At 64.0% G+C, this 19,546-nt stretch carries 9 protein-coding genes; 4 read left to right on the forward strand and 5 right to left on the reverse strand.

All coding sequences use genetic code 11. From position 1 onward, the window contains the following. Window positions 1-44: 44 nt before the first annotated feature. Window positions 45-8,699 (reverse strand): GH36-type glycosyl hydrolase domain-containing protein, encoded by an 8,655-nt coding sequence (locus ACM6IM_RS03695; RefSeq protein WP_414864205.1) that lies wholly within the window; start codon window positions 8,697-8,699, stop codon window positions 45-47. 255 nt (window positions 8,700-8,954) lie between these two features. Continuing rightward, window positions 8,955-9,809 (reverse strand): LysR family transcriptional regulator, encoded by an 855-nt coding sequence (locus tag ACM6IM_RS03700; RefSeq protein ID WP_414864206.1) that lies wholly within the window; start codon window positions 9,807-9,809, stop codon window positions 8,955-8,957. Between the two features lie 265 nt (window positions 9,810-10,074). On the opposite strand from ACM6IM_RS03700, the gene ACM6IM_RS03705 reads away from it, so the two are divergent. Beyond that, a complete protein-coding gene (locus tag ACM6IM_RS03705) occupies window positions 10,075-11,550 on the forward strand; it encodes an MFS transporter (protein WP_414864207.1) in 1,476 nt (491 codons plus the stop codon). 31 nt (window positions 11,551-11,581) lie between these two features. On the opposite strand, the gene ACM6IM_RS03710 is transcribed toward ACM6IM_RS03705, so the two are convergent. From ACM6IM_RS03710 to ACM6IM_RS03720, 3 genes are all read right to left on the reverse strand, one after another. After that, window positions 11,582-14,065, reverse strand: coding sequence for a TonB-dependent siderophore receptor (locus tag ACM6IM_RS03710; protein WP_414864208.1), 2,484 nt, complete (start codon window positions 14,063-14,065; stop codon window positions 11,582-11,584). 97 nt (window positions 14,066-14,162) lie between these two features. Next, window positions 14,163-15,104, reverse strand: a complete 942-nt coding sequence (locus ACM6IM_RS03715) for a FecR domain-containing protein (protein ID WP_414864209.1) — start codon at window positions 15,102-15,104, stop codon at window positions 14,163-14,165. Further along, window positions 15,101-15,625, reverse strand: a complete 525-nt coding sequence (locus ACM6IM_RS03720; RefSeq protein ID WP_414864210.1) for a sigma-70 family RNA polymerase sigma factor — start codon at window positions 15,623-15,625, stop codon at window positions 15,101-15,103. Before ACM6IM_RS03720 ends, ACM6IM_RS03715 begins: the two co-directional genes overlap by 4 nt. Window positions 15,626-15,828: 203 nt before the next feature. Between ACM6IM_RS03720 and ACM6IM_RS03725 the strand changes: the two genes are divergently transcribed. The 3 genes from ACM6IM_RS03725 to ACM6IM_RS03735 all read left to right on the forward strand — a co-directional run bounded on the left by ACM6IM_RS03725 (window position 15,829) and on the right by ACM6IM_RS03735 (window position 19,534). After that, entirely contained in the window at window positions 15,829-16,740 is a 912-nt protein-coding gene (locus tag ACM6IM_RS03725; RefSeq protein WP_371048257.1) for an AraC family transcriptional regulator, read from the forward strand. Window positions 16,741-16,817: 77 nt separating this feature from the next. After that, window positions 16,818-17,285 carry a (2Fe-2S)-binding protein gene (locus tag ACM6IM_RS03730; RefSeq protein WP_414864211.1) on the forward strand — a complete coding sequence of 156 codons (468 nt, stop codon included), beginning with the start codon at window positions 16,818-16,820 and terminating at the stop codon, window positions 17,283-17,285. After that, a complete protein-coding gene (locus tag ACM6IM_RS03735; protein WP_414864212.1) occupies window positions 17,285-19,534 on the forward strand; it encodes a molybdopterin cofactor-binding domain-containing protein in 2,250 nt (749 codons plus the stop codon). The genes ACM6IM_RS03730 and ACM6IM_RS03735 overlap by 1 nt, the downstream gene beginning before the upstream one ends. Window positions 19,535-19,546 lie beyond the last annotated feature (12 nt).

The raw sequence follows: 19,546 nt of genomic DNA on the forward strand, positions 1-19,546 counted from the left end.
CGGGTCAGGGTACACCCATGCACGCCACGGGCGGTGATCAATGCCTACTCATCGACGGCCTGCGCATACTCCAGCGCTTGGGGCCTGGGCGACCGGGCGCGGCAGTCCACCCGAACCCAGCGCTCCAGTCCGTCGTCTTCGAGCGTCAGCGCCGTGCCGCTCAACGGCTGGCCGTCGAGGGTCATCGAGGTGAGGGGCGAACTGCCCTGATGCACATCGAAGTGGTAAAGCGTGCTGCCGAAGCGGTAATGCAGTTTGAAACCCGGCCAGTCGACGGGTATCAACGGTTCGAGGCTCAGCGTGCGACCGCTGCGTTGGACTCCCAGCAGTGACTCCACTATCAGCCGGTACATCCACCCCGCCGAACCGGTGTACCAGGTCCAGCCACCGCGCCCGGCATGGGGAGGCGCGCCGTAGACATCGGCGGCCATGACATAGGGTTCGACCTTGTAGGTGTCTATTCGCGCAACGTTGGCAAGGGCGGCCGGGTTGATCAGGTTCAGCACCTCCCACGCCTTGGCGGCATCGCCCAATTGCGCGAACGCCATGCCCGCCCAAACGGCAGCATGGGTGTACTGGCCGCCATTCTCGCGCACGCCTGGCACATAGCCCTTGATGTAGCCCGGGTCCAGAGCGCCCTTGTCGAACGGCGGGTCAAGCAGCAGCACGGCGCGGATGTCTCGCTTGATCAGATGCTCATCCAGTGCCTGCATGGCCTTGGCCTGGCGGACAGCGGAGCCGGCTCCGGAAAGCACCGACCAGCTCTGGGCAATCGAGTCGATACGACACTCCGCGTTGCTCGCCGAACCGAGCGACTGACCGTCGTCGAACCAGGCACGACGATACCAGGCGCCGTCCCAGGCACTCTGTTCAAGGTTGCGTTGCAGTGCCTCTGCGCTGTCGCTGCAGCGCCTGGCGAAGGCGTGATCGCCGTGCAGGCGAGCGGTCAGCGCAAATTGTGTCAACACCTGATAGCCGAAGAAACCCAGCCACACGCTTTCACCTTCACCCAGATGGCCGACACGATTCATGCCGTCGTTCCAATCGCCGGAGCCCATCAGCGGCAACCCGTGGCGACCGCGCTGCAGGCTGTGCTCGATGGCACGTACGCAGTGCCGGTACAGCGACTCCTGCTGGGGCGAAACCACCGGCAGGTCATAGTAGGATTCTTCGCCACCCGTCAATGGGCGGCCTTCCAGATACCCGACAGGCACGTCGAGCACCGCCGCGTCTGCGGTCATTTCGACATAGCGGTTGGTGGCGGCCACCAGCCACAGGAAGTCATCGGAACAGGCGGTGCGAACCCCTCGATTCATCGGCGGGTGCCACCAGTGCTGCACGTCTCCCTCCAGATACTGATGAGCGGCGCACAGCAGCAGATGCGCGCGCACGGTCGCCGGATCGGCGTGGATCATGGCCATGCTGTCCTGCAGCTGATCGCGAAAGCCGATGGCACCACCGGACTGGTAGTAGCCGCTGCGGGCCTGGAACCGGCAGGCAATGACCTGATACATCAGCCAGCCGTTGACCATGACATCCACTTCGGGCGCGGCGGTTTCGATATGGATCGCCCCGAGCAACGAGCGCCAGTGCTCCCGCACCTTGTGCAACTGCTCGGCGGCAACCAGGCTGCCCCGATGGCGCTGCACCTGCTGGCTGGCGGCGTCGCTCGAGGCGGCCGCGCCCAGGCGCAGGATGACTTCCTTGCTCTCGCCATCGGCGAGATCGACCGCCACTTGCAGGGCGGCACAAGGGTCCAGGCCGCCCCCCAGGCGCCCGGACAACCCGGCGTGCCGCATCGCTTCCGGCGCGGCCAGGGTGCCGCCGCGACCCACGAATTCCGTACGGTCACCGCTGACCCCGTGATCGACCGTGTCGGTATCGAAGAACGCCACCCGCTCGGAAAATTCCACCGAGTAGGCGTTGCGGGCGAAGAGGGCGCCGGTGGCCGGATCCGATTGCGTGACCACATGCATCGCCGACTTGCTGCGCAGATCGCCCAGCACCCATTCCACATAACCGGTGACCGACAGCGTTCGGCTGCGCCCCGAGCGGTTGCTCAGCAACAGGCGCATGAATTTGATCGGTGCATCCAGTGCGACATAGATCCACAGCTCGCTGACAATTCCGTCTTCTTCATGTTCGAACACGCTGTAACCGAAACCGTGACGGGTCTGGTAGGGGCCTGTTCCGGGGCAGGGTTGTGGGGCGGCAGACCAGAAGTGCCCGGTCTCTTCATCCCGCAGGTAAATGGCTTCGCCGCCGCGATCGGTGACCGGGTCGTTGTGCCAGGGCGTCAGGCGAAACTCATGGGCGTTTTCGGCCCAGGTGTAGGCGCTGCCGGTTTCCGAGATGACCGTGCCGAATTGGGCGTTGGCAATCACATTGACCCAGGGCGCCGGTGTCGGATTGGCCGCCAGCCCGCTGATAATGTATTCGCTGCCATCGGCACTGAAGCCGCCATACGCGTTGCCCAGCAGCAGCGCCGAAGGCTTGGGCACGGACAGGGTCGGCCTTGCCTGGTAGTGCCGTGTTGCCACGAATGGGGCATGTACCGGCGACACTTTGCGACGATGAATCTGTTCGGCCAGGCTGCCGGAACCTTCGTTCAAGACCAGCCTGGCCACCGAGAGCACCAGCACGCGATCTTCGTTCGACAGCTGTTGCACCGCACGCACGAAGATGCCGCCCGGACGATCCAGCAACGTGGCCTCACTGCCGGAGGTGATCAGCCCCATGATCGCGTCCTGCAGTTGTTGACGGTAACCGGCCTGGTCTTCGTTCCAGATCAACAGGTCGACCACCAGGCCTTTTTGCCGCCAGTAGGCATGAGCCTGAATCAGCTGTCGCACCATCGCGATGTTGTCCAGGCTCTGGATTTTCAGCAGGACAATGGGCAGGTCACCGGAGATCGCCTGGCCCCAGAGGCCCGACTGATTGCGCCGATTGGCGGTCAGTACGGTGTTATCGGCGCGCATCGAGGCGTTCGCATACAGCAGCGACGACGCCATCTGTTCGAACAGGCGGGCGTCGGCCAGCGAGATGTTGAGCTGGCGCAGCAGCACCTGGCTGTGGGTCCAGGACAGGTCGAACACCCGGTCGGCGAGGTGGCGGTCGCGGTATTTGTTGATCAGGTAGACGCAGTCGTCACGGTTATCGGCGACGCCGGTGACCAGGTCGATGGTCGCCTGCTGGCCGGGTTGCAGGGTAATCCTGCAGCGAATCGCGACCACCGGGTCCAGTACCGGGCCGGCACTGCCAGACAAGTGCGGGCAGTCGGCATCCAGGGCGGCGGGTGATACCAGGTTGCGTCCACGACCAACGAACCGGGCGCGATCGGTTTCGTACGAGATCGCGTCGATGTCCACGCCGTGTGCTGCCAGTAAATGGCACATCCACGGCGTCGATTCGTCGCTCGCCCTGGGACGGCGGCTGCACACGATGGCCTGGAGTGCCGGCAGCAGTTCGGTTTGCACGAACAGTTTGCTGAACGCCGGGTGCATGGCATCGCTGGCCGGGGACGTCAGCACCACTTCGGCATAGGTGGTGATTTCCAGGGTCTTGGCCGATGACGCCCGGTTGGTGACGTGCAGGCGGCGCAGTTCGATGTCGTCTTCAGGCGAGACGACAATCTCCATGTGCGTGTCGAAATCCAGGTTGCGTGCGCGAAACTCTGCCCGGGAGTCGCTGAAGATCGCCTCGTGGCTTTCGGGCTGGCGCAACGTTGGCTGATGCGCGGCCGACCAGACGGCATTGGACTGCACATCGCGCAGATAGCAGAACATCCCCCAGTTATCCTGGGAAATGTCTTCCTGCCAACGGGTGACGGCCATGTCGTGGCGGCGGCTGTAACCACCGCCACCGCTGGTCAGCATGACGTGGTAGCGACCATTGGAAAGCAACTGCACGGCAGGGCGTTTGCGGCCCGGGTCAGCGAACACCCGGAGCCCGGCGTCCTGGCCCAGCCCGCCATCACCAAGCGCGGGCGACTGGGCGGTCTGCAGGTACGGAGCGGCGGATTTCGGCACCCGTTCCTGCAACAGCAGCAGGGCCGATTGCAGCGCCGGATCGGCGGCGAAGCGGCGTTGCATGGGCTGATCGAGCAAGCGGCTGGTCAAGGCCAGCAGGCTCATGCCCTGATGGTGCGCCATGAAGGAGCGGACCACGACGTGGGGCTGGCCGCGGGGCAGTCGGGCCTCGGTGTAGTCCACCGCCTCATACAGACCGAAACGTCCCGCGCAACCTTGCAGGGCGAGCCGTTGCAGGTTCTTGCAGGCGGCATCGGCGTCGACCATCAACGCCAGGACGCTGGCGTAAGGTGCGATGACCACGTCATTGCTCAGACCGCGCTGGAGTCCCAGGGCCTGAACTCCGAAAGCGCGGTATTGATAATTGAAGTGGGCGTCGAGGGTGTAATAACCCGACTCCGAAACGCCCCAGGGAATGCCCAGCAGGTTGCCGTGTTCGATCTGTACCGCCACGGCGGCGCGGCACGTCTGGTCCAGCAGGCTGCCGTCGTAGTTGGGCATCACCAGCATCGGCATCAGGTATTCGAACATCGAGCCCGACCAGGACAGCAACGTCGGCACCCCGGCGTTTTCCCCCAACAGCCTGCCCAGGGTGAACCAGGCACGCTGGGGGATTTGTCCCTGGGCGATGACCACGTAATTGGTCAGCCGCACTTCGGAGGCCAGCAGGTCGTAGTAACCGCTGTCGAGCCTGCGGTCTTCGGCGTTGTAGCCGATGACGAACAGGTCCCGCTGATTGTCGTACAGCAGCGAGAAATCCATCTGTGCCAGTGACGTCGACAACAGGGCCAGGCGCTCCAGGGTCAGCAGGCGCGCGGCGGCGACGGCGCGCACCTGCTCGAGTCGAGGGTGATGCTCCGCTGCCCAGCCGGCGGGGTTCAGGCCTGCCAGTTGACGCAAGCTGCCAGGTGCCGACGGGGTGCCGGGCAAGGGCGCAGGGAGTCGATAGCGCTGCAACTCTTCGCTCCAGTCGATGCATTGGCGGTCGAACACCTCGCGCCAGTAAACGCTCTCTTCATCGAGGCCGCCAGGAGTGTCCGCGATGCTGATGCGTGCCGCGTGCAGCAGGTCTGCCAGCGCCTCGCGGGTTAACGATGGCGGGGCCTCATCCAGCCGTTTTCGCACGTCATTGCAGGCGGTTTCATCCACGCCCGCGGCACGCTGGGTTTCGCCAAGGATCTCCAGGGTGTCGCGCAGGCCCCTGATCACCGCAGGGCCGAACATGGGCGCGTCGGCAAGCTGCGCAAGGCCGGCGCTCAGGGTCAGCAGCAGACCCGCCAGGTTGCCGCTGTCGACCGTGGAGACGTAATGCGGTTTCAACGGTTCGAGGGTCTGCGTGTCATACCAGTTGTAAAAGTGCTGCCGATACCGTTCCAGGCCGTCCATGCTGTCCAGCGAGGCGCCCAGTCGCGTCAGCAGCCGTTCGGTGCTCAGGTAAGCGAAATCGTGAGCGGCCAGGTGGGCAAGCAGGGACATGCCCATGTTGGTGGGCGAGGTGCGATGGGCAATGGCGGGCCTGGGTTCTTCCTGCACGTTGTCCGGTGGCAACCAATGATCCTGCGGCCCCACGTAGTGATCGAAAAACGCCCAGGTTCTGCGCGCCAACAGGCGCAGGAAGCGCAAGTCCTCCGTTGACGGGGCGAACACCGATTGTCGGGGCGGCGAACTGAGTCGCCAGGCGATCCAGGGGCCGGCCAACCATGCCAGCAGCAGGGGGCTGGCGATGGCCAGGGTCTGTGGGTCGTGCGCCAGCAGGGCCAGGGACACCAGCGCCGAGAACGGCTGAACCCACATCTGCCGGTAGAGCCCGGACAGCCGGTTTTCCGTGCTGCGCTCGACCTCGCGCGAAGGCTGCCATTGCAACAGCCGGCGCCGGCTGAAGCCGATTCGCCAGAGCGAACGCAAGAGCGCATCGACGCTGTAGAACATTTCGAACGGCAGCCAGGCCAGTGCCAGGCAAGCCCTGGCCAGGTCCTGGCCCAGATCGCCCAGTTGCGCTCGCACGTATTGCCCATAGGGCACATCGTCGGGAGGCTGTATCAGGTCGGTCACCAGCCGCAGCAAAGGTTGGATGAACAGCAGGCCGATGACGGTGAGCGTCCAGTGGAGCGGCGCTGTGCTGGCAAACCACCCCCATGACAGCATCAGCAACAGCGCCAGCGGCTCCAAGCTGCGGCGCAAGTTGTCGAGGATCTTCCAGCGCGCCATGACGCTCAGCCGGTTATGGATCCAGTGGCCCTCGGCGTTGCGCACCCAGGGCAATGTCCACGGCAGCAACTGCCAGTCGCCGCGAATCCAGCGATGCCGTCGTTTGACATCGGCACCGAAGCGCGACGGGTATTGCTCGTACAGTTGCACGTCGCTGAGCAACCCGGACCGGGCATAGCAGCCTTCGATCAGGTCGTGGCTGAGGATCTGGTTATCCGGCAGGCAACCGTCCAGCGCGCAGGTGAACGCATCCACGTCGTAGATGCCCTTGCCGATGAACGAGCCTTGCTGGAACAGGTCCTGGTATACGTCCGACACCGCCCGCGTGTAGGGATCGACCCCGGCATCGCTGCCGAACAGTCGGGCGTAGATCGAGCGCGTGGCGCTGGTCAGGCTGATGCCCACGCGCGGTTGCAACACTGCGTAGCCGGAGACGATCTGCTCGCCGGTGGCATCGAACAACGGGCGATTCAGGGGGTGCATCATCGCCGCCACGCACTGGCGGGCGACATCGCGGGGCAGCAGGGTGTCGGTGTCCAGGGTGATGACATAGCGCACGGCGCGCAACGGGGTGATGTCTCCGACAATGGCATCGAAACGGTCCTGCCCCCGGCCGCGTAACAGGTCGTTGAGCTCGATCAGCTTGCCGCGTTTGCGCTCGTGGCCCATCCACACCCGCTCACTGGCGTTCCAGCGCCGTGGCCGGTGCAGCAGATAGAAGCGGTCGTCCAACCCGTCCGCATACTTCTGGTTGAGCTGGCTGACAGCACGACTGGCCTGGTCGAGCAGCCCGGCGTCCTCGGGCTCGTTCGCTTGCGCGGCGTCCAGGAAGTCGCTGAGCAAGGCGAAATACAGGTTGCGGTCGCGGTTGGCGAGGAAGCGTACTTCCAGACCCTCCACCAGTTCGTCCACGTCGGCCGGGCTGGCGATCAGCGTCGGGATCACCACCAGGCTCGTCGCGTCATCGGGAATGCCGCTGGCGTAATCCATTTTCGGCAACACGGCCGGCACCAGGCTGAACGTCACCAACCAGTTGATCAGACCGATCGCCAGTCGACTGGTCATGATCAGGCAGGGAATCGCCAGCATCAGCAGGGCTGCCGCCGACATGCCATCGCGCTGCGCAGAGGCCAGCAGGGGCCAGGCGAGAACGAACGTCAGCAAGGCCACCGGTGACAGGTAGAAAACCAGCGGCGAGCGCTGCAACAGGCGATTCCAGCGCTCATGGAACGGCACTCGGGCCTCGAGTCGGCGCTCCAGCGCCGGCAGGCCTGCGCTGATCAGGTAATACCCGACGTGACGGGCCAGCACCGGGCAGGACACGGTGGCCGTTGCGGCGATGGCGAGATCGATCGTGGCTTGGGCGACCTGGATTTCCGAGTGCCGGGGGCTTCGTCGGGCGAGGCGCTCGACCACATGCCGATAGCTGTCGCGTGTACTGAAATCCATCGCCTGATAAACGCCGGCCGGGTCTTCCCTGAGGATCCGGTCGACATGACTCATCGACTCGACGAACTCGCGCCAGTCGGTCGCGGACAGGAGCCGCAGGCTGCCGATGCTGTTGCTGATGGACACCTGGTCCGCTGCCTGTTGTTGCGCATCGAGCTGCACCTGGCGCTCGATGCTCGAGCCGCTTTCACTGAGCATCTGCTCGATCCAGTTCAACGGCAGGGCCAGGGCCGCGCTCTGACCCTGCAGGCGACGGGTGAATTCGGCGACAAAGGCGGCAGTGATCGGCGGTGCGGAGCGGGCCATGTCGGCGACGGTCAACACCACATTCTTGATGTCGCGCTCCGAGGTCTCGATCAGGCGCTCGGCCCAGTCATCGGCCAGATTGCGGTCATCGGCGTTGGCCATGACCCGCGAGGCCACTCGCCGCAGGTTCTCGATCAACGCCAGACGCAACATGATCGGTATCGCCCACAGTTCCCCCAGTGCCAGGGGCATCACGGTCTGATAGGAAAAGATGAAGCGGCTCAGGCTTTGTTCGTCGACCCGGCCGTCGCCATGGGAGATGGTTTCCAGTGCGATGTCGTAGACGCGGGGCAGGCCGGCGGAAGGGCCGTTGACCAGGCGTGGCAATTCGCGGCTGTAGCCTTTGGGCAGGTGTGAGCGGGCGGTGCGAATGTTTTCCTCGACCAGAAAGTAGTTGTCCAGCAACCACTCCGCTGCCGGCGTCACTCGACGGCTGGACATTTGCGCATCGGCCAGCGCCGCACAACTGCGCTTGAGCAGTCGCTCGTTGTCATCGAGCCTGCGCAACATCGGGTCCCGGGCGGACAACGCCGTCAGGCGATGTTGTCCGGCAAGAGCGATGCCGTGAGTGGCCATCTGATCGGCGCTGAACAGCTCCGAGCGCAATATCGGCTCATATTCGAAGCGGGGTTTGGAGAACTGACCGGTTCGCCAAACGCCGGACGAGCGGGAAAACACCCTCAGCATGCGTGTCCATATACTGTTCATAAAGTCCTGAGCCTGAAACGCACGACTGCAATTGCGCGCTTTGAGAGGTGCGCCAACGCATCGCGCCAGCGCCGAGCAGCGCCTTCTGGACGTAGCTTTTCAGCCTTGAGTGTGAGGACTATGAGGGGCGTTCGTCTGTTCGCTGGCGAACATACAGCGAGCACAGCCTTGGCGAGTCATTCGCCGCGTCGGGCTTGCTGATCGGGGGCGTGGTGTCTGAGCATGCAGGCGTGCTGCAAAAGGGGCCTGAGCCGATCAGGACGTCCCGATCATCTCTCCCGCCAGGTCGGCGAGTGCGCGAAGTCGATCCATCTGCCGCATATCGTGGTGAAAGCCCATCCAGATATCACGTCCGGGGGGCGCCTGGCCGGTGTCCAGCAACCTGAGCGCGGGCAACTGGTCGCCCAGGACGCGCGGCAGTACGGCAACGCCCAGCCCCAGCGCACACATTCGCGCCTGGACGGTGCGACTGCTGCTGGTGAACACGGTTCTGGCCCCGGGAAACAGCTCCTGTAGCCAGAGCACGTCGGGGTAATGCGCCTGGGCGGTGTTCATGGTGATCAGCCCGATGCCTTCACCCTCGGCTCCCGGACGAAATGGCACCTCTGCGCCCGCGTACAACCCGTAACTCAGGGTGGTGAGGCGTCGCTGGACGATGTCGGGTTCGGTGAAAGGGACAATCCGGAAGGCGATATCCGCTTCCCGGCGTGTCAGGTCGAACAGCCGATGCCCGGCGATCACCTCGGGCACAATCAGTGGATGACGCCGCAAAAGCTCAGCGAAAACCGGGCCCAGCACGTAGCTGGCAAACCAGTCCGCCGAGGAAATCCGCAACAGGCCCTCAGGTTGGTCATTTTCCCCCGCGATGCGTCGCTCGATCGTCAGCGCACTGCGTTCCATTTCCTCAGCCAGCCCGAAAATGCGCTCCCCGCTGTCGGTCAGCACCAACCCCGTTGCCGTGCGGCGAAAGAACACCTGGCCACTGGTCTGTTCGAGCACATGCAGACGCCGGCCCACGGTGGGATGGCTGACGCCCAACAGCTTCGCCGCTGCGCCCAGCGACCCACCCCTGGCGATGGCCAGAAAGACCCGCAAGTCATTCCATTCCATGGCTTACCTCGTACAAAAGTGAACGGCGAAGATGCAGCAATGACAGTCCCGCCGCAAGCCTTCGACTCGCACAATGAACCTCTTGATTCACCTCGCGGCGCTTCGAGCTGGACTCCCTGACGCCGCGGGTGGGCTGGTTGCCAACTGCCGGTTCGCAAGCCTTCGCGGGCGCTCGAACCATCAGTTTGCCCGGGTTTGCGGGGCGTAGCCGCCGGGCGCATGACGCCTGTGCCCATTCTCTATTGACTGCGTATGGAGGCTGTTCATGTACGGCAACGATGCAACCCACGCCGACCCACGGCGCTGGGCGATGTTTGTGGTTCTACTGGTGGGTGCGTTCCTGCCACCGCTCGATTTCTTCATCGTCAACGTTGCGCTGCCTTCGATCCGCGAAGAGTTGGGCGCTTCGGCCTCTGTCGAGCAACTGGTCATTTCTTCGTATGCTGCGTTGTATGCCGTGACGTTGATCACCGGCGGGCGCCTCGGGGATATATACGGCAGGGGCCGGGTCTTTTTTCTCGGGTTGATGGGCTTTGCCTGCGCCTCGTTGGTTTGCGGCTTTGCAGGATCGCCCTGGGTGCTGGTCGCCGGGCGCGCCTTGCAGGGTCTGACGGCGGCAGTCATGGCGCCGCAGGCACTCGCTTCGGTGCAGGCGATCTTCCCCGAGTCGGAAAAGCCGCTCGCGCTCAGCCTGTATGGCGCTGTCTTCGGTCTGGCCGCGGTGATCGGGCAGGCCTTGGGCGGCGTCCTGATTTCGCTCGATGTCATGGGCCTGGGCTGGCGGGCGATCTTTCTCCTCAACTTGCCAGTGGGGGTTCTGGTCGTGCTGTTCGGCCTTCCCTTGCTGAAAGAGACGCGCGCGTTACACGCCAGCAAACTGGACCTGGGCGGCATGGCCCTGTCGATGGTCAGCCTCGCGGCGCTTATCGTGCCGCTGATCGTAGGGCGGGAAGCCGGTTGGCCGTGGTGGTCGTGGCTGTCGCTCGGTGCTATGCCGTTGCTGATGTGGCTGTTCTGGCGTTATGAAACTCGCCTTGGGCGCATGGGCGGCAAGCCGCTGCTCGATCCGGCGGCATTGCAGGCGCCGGGCCTTGGCCGCTCGCTGCTGACCGCGCTGACGTTGTACTCGATCGGGGTTTTCTTCCTGTTGTTCTCGGTCTACCAGCAGCAGGCGCTGAACGCCTCCCCGCTGAGTGCTGGCCTGGTGTTCCTGCCGTTTGGTGCAGGGTTCCTGCTGGGGCCGCTGTCGACACCCTGGGGTCGACGCATGATCGGTGACTACGTCAATCCGCTCGGCATGGTCCTGGAGTCCATCGCCGTTCTCGGTCTGGTCTGGCTCATCAGCGCGACGCCGACCGGTGTGCAGCCTGACTCCGTGCTGCTGGGCGTCCTTCTGTTCGTGATTGGACTGGGACAAGGGCTGGCGCTGCCGACCTTGATGCGTATGGTCACCGGCCGCGTCGCCCCCGCCTACTCGGGGATGATCGCCGGCATCGCCAGTTCGACCCTGCAGGTCAGCACCTCACTCAGCGTCGCCGTGATTGGCGGGGTGTTCTACACAGTGCTCGGCTCACGCACTGATCCGGCCGCCATCACCCAGGCGTTCACCGTCGCCAGCGTGTGCATTGCCGTCTGCCTGGCCACCGGCGCTGGATTGAGTTTGACGCTTGCCTGGCAGCCCGCCGCCAGTGCACCCGCTCGCCGCGTCAGCGACGGGGCCCGAGCAGGCACGAGTACTTGAATCCGCCCCGGCTATGCCGAGGCGGTGCCGATCAGAAATCGTAACGCGTGCTGAGCATCACGTTACGCGGATCGCCGTAATAACCACTGTAGAACGTGGTATCGAGGGCGCTAAGGTACTTCTTGTCGAATACGTTGTTGACGTTGAGTGTGGCCGATAGCTGGTCGGTGACCTGGTAGCGTGCCATCAGGTCGAAGACGGCGTAATCGTCCTGCCTGGCCTTGACCGCACCGGGCAATCCCGCCGGTGTGGCGCTGAAATGAATGCCACTCTGCCAATTCATGCCACCGCCCACGGTCAGTCGATCGAGTTCGCCTGGCAGGCGATAGGTGTTCCACAGCTTGACCGTGTTGGCCGGGCTCACGGTGTTGATGCGCTTGCCGTCGGCGTCCTTGGTTATGCTGTGGTTATAGCTGGCGCTGAGGTTCCAGTCGGGCATCAGGTCTCCGTTGAGCTCCATCTCGAAACCTCTGGTCGTGGCGCCGCTCACCGCTCGATAGGCCGCCGTGGTGGTGCCGGGAATGACTTGACCCGGGTCGACTTCGGCGAGGTTGTCCTGCTTGATGACGAAGGCGGCAATACTGGTGTTCAAGCGACCACCGAAGTACTCGCTCTTGAAACCGACTTCGTAGTTGTCACCTTCACGGGGCTTGAGGGTGGCGCCGTCGCGGTCGCGCACGCTCTGCGGTTTGAAGATGTTGGTGTAGCTGGCATACACCGAGTGGATGTCGTTGAGGTCGTAGACCACCCCTGCATAAGGTGTGACGACGCCGGTTTCCTTGTAGGTGGTGACGCGGTCCAGGGCCGGTGTCAGTGCGTAGCTCAGATCGTAGGTGTAATCGTAGTCGCTGACCCGTGCGCCGAGGATCACCGAAAGGTCGTCGCTCGGACGCAGCCGGGTCGCAAAGTAGGTGCCGCGCTGGTAGATCGTGGTGTCGCCGTCGTAGAGCTTGCCGAGCGAAGTGTTGGCCCTGGCGGTGTTGTTGTCCCAGGTGTAGAAGTTGACGACGCGACCTTCGACAGCGGTGCCGCGCAGCGGGCTGTGGCGGTTCTCGTATTTGGCGTAGTTGTAGCCAACGATGGCCTCATGGCGTCGGCCGAACAGTTCGAACGGGCCCTGCGCCTGCAGGTCGACGCCGGTCTGCTTCTGCCAGGTGCTGCCGGCGCCGCCATACAGACGAACGCCTGCGCCGGTGGTCTTGTTGGGGAAGCCCCAGCTGGCGGTGGCCAGTTCATAGTCGCTGCGGTCAATGTACATCTGGTTCAGCGATGCTTTGAGCGTCCAGTCGCGGGCGAGTTTCTGTTCCAGGCTGAAGAAGCTGTTGAGGGTGTTCTGTTCGTTGGAACTCCAGCGTGCGGCGCTGTTGGTGGAGCGAGAGAAGTCGGTCTGTTCGCCATTGCTGTAGAACAGGGGAAAGGCCACCGAAGAGGAACCCTGCGGCTTGTTCTTTTGATAATCAGCGCCGAAGGTCATCAGGGTGCTGTCGCTCAGGTCGGTTTCGAGGATGCCGTAGTAGACATCGCGTTCCTGATGGTAGTGATCCATGAAACTGTCGTTTTGCTGGTAAGCAACCACCGTACGCCCGCGCACGTTGCCGGTGGGCGTCAATGGGCCGGACAGGTCAACTTCGCCACGGTACTTGTTCCATGAGCCCAGCCCCCCGCTGATATGTCCTCGAAATTGCTCGGTGGGGCGTTTGCGTACCATGTTGATGGTGGCGGACGGGTCGCCTGCGCCGGTCATCAACCCCGTCGCGCCGCGCAAGACTTCGACGCGGTCGTAGATCGCCATGTCGGCCAGGCTCTGGGCCGAAACCTGGCTGACGATGTCCAGCGTGGTCGGAATGCCGTCGAACTGGAAGTTGTCGACCGTGTAGCCGCGCGAGTAGATGTTGAAGCGCTCGCTGCCCAGGTTCTGCACGGTGATGCCGGGCGTCTGTTCCAGTACTTCGGGCAGGCTTGCGAGGTTCTGGTCGTCCATCCGCTGGCGAGTCATGACACTGACCGACTGCGGCGTTTCGCGCAGTGACAGGTTCATTTTGGTGGCAGTTGCGGAGCTGCCGGTGGTGTACGAGCCGGTGCCTTCGGTGGTCGAGCCGAGTGCGGCGCCGGTCACGTTGGTCGCGCCCAGTTCAAGCACATCACCGCTGCCGCGTGGTGCCAGCAGGTAATCGCCCGACGGACCCTGTGTCACCGTCAATCCGCTGCCGGCCAGTATGTTGGCGAAGCCCTGTTCCAGGGTATAGCTGCCCTGCAGGCCCTGACTGTGCTTGCCGCTGGTGAGGCCGGCGTCGAAGGACAGGACCACACCTGACTCGTTGGCAAAACGGCCGATGACCGCGCCCAACGGGCCGGGCTGAATGGCGTAATCTCGCGTGACGGATTGCGCCATGGCTTGGCTGTTCGAACCCATCAACGGCTGGAGAAGACCGACCTGCAAGGCCAGCGTGGTGCCCAGGACGGCAATGGCCAGTGGTTTGCGCGGATGGGGCAGGGTGCGGTTGGGGCGATGCATGAAGACTCCTTCGAATGCAATGAGGCTGTTTTGCACAAGGAGTCGTACGAAAACCTGAAAATCGACAATCGTTAATGAGAATATTTTTCGAAAAGACTCAGGCGCGCGGTTCGACCCTGACCCAGAAGCGTGTGCGCGTTTCGATCCGTACCGGTAGCGCCTGGCTGATCGCTGCCATTGCACGGTCGGTGTCGTCCAGCGGGAAAGCGCCGGACAGTCGCAACCCGGCGACTTGTGGCGCGCATTGGATGATGCCCGGCCGATAGCGTTGCAATTCGCTCAGTGCGTGGTCCAGGCGCCAGTCGTCGATCACCAGTCGGCCGTTGCGCCAGGCGTCCCGTTCCGGGCTCAGCGATTGCGGTGTCGACAGAGGGCCCTCGCTAAAGTCGAGACGGTTCCCGGCCCGGACGATCAGCTCATTGTCGACAGGGTTGTTGCGTACCGCGACGGCATGTTCGAAAACGTTGAGTTCGGTGTGGGCGTCGTATTGGCGAACACTGAAGCGGGTTCCCAGTGCACGCATCTCGCCTTGGGCGCTGCGCACCTTGAGGGGGCGCGGGTCCGTACCGGTTTGCACCCAGATTTCCCCCGCTCGCAGGATGATCAGGCGTTGTGTCGCGTCGTAGCGGATATCCACGGCGCTTGCCGTGTTCAGGGTAATCAGCGTGCCATCGTCGAGGTTCAGGTTGCGACGCTCACCGGTACGGGTGCGCAGGTCGGCCATCCACACCGGCATCTCCCGGTAGCCGGACCAGGACAGCCCGCACGCGCCTGCGCCGAGCAGCAGACTCTTGAGCACGGCCCGCCGGTCGAGGCGCGATTCGCCCGCCAGCAGAGCGCGGCGGGCCAGTGGGCCGGAGACGCCCTGAAGTTCGGCCTGAAACATTTCCAGGCGCTGCCAGGCCCACTGGTGCAGCGGATCTTGCTGATGCCAGGTGAGCCACTGCCGCCGAGTGTCCTCGCAGCCCGGTACCGCGCCGAGACGAGCGTGCCACTGCGCGGCATCGCGAAGGGCCAGGCGCTGCTTCGCGGCGTTCATGCCTGCGCATCCAGGGCAAAGAGCAGGCACTGCTCGGTGGCCTTGGCCATGTACTTGGTGACCGAACTGACCGATACCCCGAGGTATTCGGCGATCTCGATATAGCCCAGACCCTCCAGCTGGGCGAGCAAAAACGCCTGCCGCACCTTGTAGCCGAGCCCGTCGAGCATGGCGTCCAGCTGCAACAAGGTTTCCAGCATCAGCATGTGCTGCTCGGGGGAACAGGCGAGCAGTTCCGGCTCTTGCGCCAGTGCATCGAGGTAAGCCTGCTCCACACTGCGCCGCCGCAAGTGGTCAATCATCACGCGCTTGGCGACGGTGGCGAGGAAATGCCGCGGCTCGCGCAAGGGATGGGCGATGGTGCCGGTCAGAAGACGAACGAAGGTGTCATGGGAAATGTCGGCAGCCTTGTCTCGATCAGCCAGACGCTTGCGCAGCCAGCCAGTGAGCCAACCGCCGTGGTCACGGTAAAGACTGTCCACCTGTTGATGCAGCGGCGAAGGCGGCAGAATGGCGGACATGACGGACTCCCTGTCGGTTTATTTGAGGATAAGAATTAATCGCAATTGTATGAAGGCTGACGCGGTTTGTGAATAGGTCATCGATGAACCCGCGCACTTGCGCAATCCAATCGAATACTTGCCTGATCCTCTGAACATGCAGGGTGATGGATAGGAAAGCCGCTGGGCGCAGGCTAGAGTCTGGCCAATAGGAGCGAGCCGCCATGATCCATGTCAGTCCCTGCAAGGAGTCGCCTCTGGCCGCGAACATCGACCCGCGAACCTGTCAATCGGGTGATTTCGCCACGTCGATTCCCGGCCTGTCGCTGTTTCGCCGCGATCAGCCGGCGGCGCCGGCGGTCTGCATGGTCGAGCCGAGCCTGATCCTGGTGGCGCGTGGCGAGAAACGCCTGTGGGTCGGTGGCGAGGGTTATCGCTACGACCGCTCGGGCTTTCTGATCACCTCCCTGGACCTTCCGGCCAATTCCGAAGTGCTGACCGCCAGCGCCGGGCAACCCTGTGTCGGGCTGGTCTTGAAGCTGGACATCCCCATGCTCGCCGAGGCGCTTGCCAAGGGCGGTATGCCAGTCACCCGTGGCCGTGCAATCGACAGGGGGGTCGGGATCGGCACCATGACCCCGGCGCTGGAAGACGCGCTCAATCGCTTGCTGGCATTGCTCGATGAGCCGGAGGCGATCCCGGTGCTCGCGCCGCTGATCCTGCGCGAGGTTCACTACCGCCTGCTCAGGAGCGACCAGGCGACGCGGTTGCGTCAGATCACGGCCGTCGATGGCCAGGGCTATCGCATTGCCAAGGCCATCGACTGGCTCAAGCTCAACTACAGCGTCCCGCTGCGCATTGATGAACTGGCGGCGCGCGTGCAGATGAGCGCGCCGACCTTTCACCACCATTTTCGCCAACTGACCGCGATGAGTCCCCTGCAGTACCAGAAATGGCTGCGCCTGAACGAAGCGCGGCGGTTGATGCTCAGCGAACGCCTGGACGTGTCGCGGGCGGCGTTCGCCGTGGGTTACGAGAGCCCTTCGCAGTTCAGTCGAGAGTACGGCCGGATGTTTGGCACCGCGCCCAGAAATGACATTGCGCAGCTGCGTGGGCAGGTGCTGGATGCCGTTTGAAGACCCCATCGAATGCCGTGGAAGCGGCGGAAAAAAACATAAATAAAGTACATCAACCGATGATCAGCGGGTGAGCCATGGAATTACGAATCAACCAGAAGACCTATCAAGTCGATGCCGACGCCGATACGCCCCTGCTGTGGGTGATCCGCGATGACCTGGGCATGACCGGCACCAAATACGGCTGCGGGCTGGCGCAGTGCGGTGCGTGTTCAGTGCTGGTCGACGGCAACGTGGTGCGTTCCTGCGTCACGCCGGTGGCCGGTGTGGTCGGTCGCGAGGTGACGACCATCGAGGCCATCGAGGCGGATGAAGTGGGCAAGCGGGTGGTGGCGACCTGGGTTGAGCATCAGGTGGCCCAGTGTGGCTACTGCCAGTCCGGGCAGGTCATGGCCGCCACGGCGCTGCTGAAAAACAACCCCACGCCGAACGACGCGCAGATTGAGGCGGCCATGGTCAATCTCTGCCGTTGCGGCACCTACAACGCCATTCAGGCCGCGGTCTACGACCTTGCCGGCCAGCCTGCGAAGAAAGGGGAAGCCTGATGAGCCCGCGTATCGATTCCGTGGAAGAAACCCTCGATTTCACACTGACTGACCCGGTGAATGTGTCCCGTCGGCGTTTTCTCGCCGGCACCGCCGTGGGCGCGCTGGTGCTGGGCTTCGGCCTGCCGCTCGGCTCGGCCAGGGTACAGGCGGCTGCCACCGCGGCAGCGGAACGCGGGACCCAAGTGCCGGCGTTTCTGGAAATCCGCCCGGACAACACCGTGCGCCTGCTGTGCCCGTTCATGGAGGGCGGGCAGGGCACCTACACCGCCATGGCGCAGATCGTCGGTGAAGAATTGGACGCCGATCCCGCGAGCTTCCGGGTCGAGGCCGCGCCACCCGGCGAAGCCTATGTGGTGCTGGAAAACGGCATGCGCATTACCGGCGGCAGCATGTCGGTGCGCATGAGCTACCCGACCATGCGTCGCCTGGGGGCGCTGGCCCGGGCCATGTTGCTGCAGGCGGGCGCCGAAAAGCTCGGCGTACCGGTGGGTGAACTGACGACCGAGCCGGGCAGGGTCGTGCACGCCGCCTCGGGGCGCACGCTCGCCTACGGTGAATTGGCCGAGCGCGCGATGGACCTGCCGGTGCCTGATCCGGCCAGTGTCCAGTTGCGTGATCCGAGTCAGTTCCGCTGGATCGGCAAGCCGGTCAAGCGCCTCGATGCCTACGACAAGTCGACCGGCAAGGCGCTTTACGGCATCGATCTGAAAGTCGACGACATGCTGCATGCCGCCGTGCAACACGCGCCGCGCCTGGGCATGACCGTCGGCAACCTGCGCAACGAAGAACAGGTCAAGGCCATGAAAGGCGTGCACTCGGTGCATCGCCTGCCCGGCGCAGTGGCGGTGGTGGCCGAGCGCTGGTGGCACGCCAAGCGCGCGGTGGAGGCGATTCAGGTCGACTGGCAGGAGCCGGGCGCCGACTCCCAGGTGCGGGCGATGCCGGCGGACTTTTCCAGCGATGCGTTCGTCAAGCGCCTGGCCGCCGAACGGGGACCTGCCCGCGACGATGAAAACGAAGGTGATGTCGCCGGCGTCCTGGCCAAGGCCAAGACCACAATCGAGGCCACCTACCATAATCAGTACCTCAACCATGCTCAGCTGGAGCCGCCGTCGGCGCTGGCCCGGTTCAACCCGGACGGCTCTCTTGACGTCTGGCTGCCCAACCAGGCGCCGGACATGTTCCTTGCCGACATCGCCAAGCGGACCGGTCTCGACGCTTCGCGGATCAGCTTGCATTCACCGTTGCTGGGCGGATTTTTCGGCCGGCATTTTCTCTACGACTCGGCCAACCCCTACCCGCAGGCGATTGCCCTGGCCAAAGCGGTGGGACGCCCGGTCAAGCTGATCTGGACCCGCGAAGAAGAGTTCCTGCGCGATGCACTTCGGCCTATCGCCGCCGTCAACTTCCGCGCCGCACTGGATGCCGACGGCCTGCCGTTGGCCATCGAAGCGATCAGTGCCACCGAAGGCCCCACCGAATCACTGGCCGGCAAGCAGGGTGAAAAGCTCGACCCGACGGCCCTCGAAGGCCTGGCCGGCAAGTCCTACGCCATTCCCAACAAGCGGATCGCGCAGATCTACGTCAAGGGCCCGGCCATGCTCGGTTACTGGCGCTCGGTCGGCAATTCGCTCAACGATTTCTTCTACGAAGCGTTCCTCGATGAAATCGCCGACAAGGGCGGCAAGGACCCGTTCGAATTGCGCCTGCACTTGCTGCGCGATAACCAGCGCCTGACCACGTTGCTGCAAGCGGTGGGCGAACTGTCGGGCGGCTGGAAGCGCGGCCCGTTCACGGCCGAGGACGGCACCCGGCGTGCGCGTGGCGTGGCCATGGCTTCGCCGTTTGGCACCCAGACGGCGGTGATCGCCGAGGTGTCGATCGAGAAGGGCCAGGTCAAGGTGCATGACATCTGGCAGGCCATCGACCCGGGCAGCATCGTCAACCCGGCCATCGTCCAGGCCCAGGTCAGTGGTGCTGTCGCACTGGGCCTGTCTCAGGTGCTGGTGGAGGAGGCGGTGTACATCGACGGCAAGCCCCGTGCGCGCAACTACGATTTGTACCCGATCCTGCCGCCTTCGCGGATGGCTCGGGTCCATGTGCGGGTGGTCGAGAGCGGGGAAAAAATGGGCGGCATCGGCGAACCGCCGTTGCCGGCCGTTGCACCGGCCGTGGCCAATGCGGTGGCGACCCTCACGGGGCAGCGCATCCGCAGCATGCCCTTGAGCCGCTACACCTTCACTTGAACAGCGCCGGAG

The organism is Pseudomonas sp. IT-P12 (genome assembly GCF_949767465.1).
In the GTDB taxonomy this organism is placed as follows: domain Bacteria; phylum Pseudomonadota; class Gammaproteobacteria; order Pseudomonadales; family Pseudomonadaceae; genus Aquipseudomonas.

Excerpts from the sequence above, each read along its gene's own strand:
- ACM6IM_RS03695 (WP_414864205.1), bottom strand. The coding sequence starts at position 8,699 with ATGAACAGTATATGGACACGCATGCTGAGGGTGTTTTCCCGCTCGTCC.
- ACM6IM_RS03700 (WP_414864206.1), bottom strand. The coding sequence starts at position 9,809 with ATGGAATGGAATGACTTGCGGGTCTTTCTGGCCATCGCCAGGGGTGGG.
- ACM6IM_RS03705 (WP_414864207.1), top strand. The coding sequence starts at position 10,075 with ATGTACGGCAACGATGCAACCCACGCCGACCCACGGCGCTGGGCGATG.
- ACM6IM_RS03710 (WP_414864208.1), bottom strand. The coding sequence starts at position 14,065 with ATGCATCGCCCCAACCGCACCCTGCCCCATCCGCGCAAACCACTGGCC.
- ACM6IM_RS03715 (WP_414864209.1), bottom strand. The coding sequence starts at position 15,104 with ATGAACGCCGCGAAGCAGCGCCTGGCCCTTCGCGATGCCGCGCAGTGG.
- ACM6IM_RS03720 (WP_414864210.1), bottom strand. The coding sequence starts at position 15,625 with ATGTCCGCCATTCTGCCGCCTTCGCCGCTGCATCAACAGGTGGACAGT.
- ACM6IM_RS03725 (WP_371048257.1), top strand. The coding sequence starts at position 15,829 with ATGATCCATGTCAGTCCCTGCAAGGAGTCGCCTCTGGCCGCGAACATC.
- ACM6IM_RS03730 (WP_414864211.1), top strand. The coding sequence starts at position 16,818 with ATGGAATTACGAATCAACCAGAAGACCTATCAAGTCGATGCCGACGCC.
- ACM6IM_RS03735 (WP_414864212.1), top strand. The coding sequence starts at position 17,285 with ATGAGCCCGCGTATCGATTCCGTGGAAGAAACCCTCGATTTCACACTG.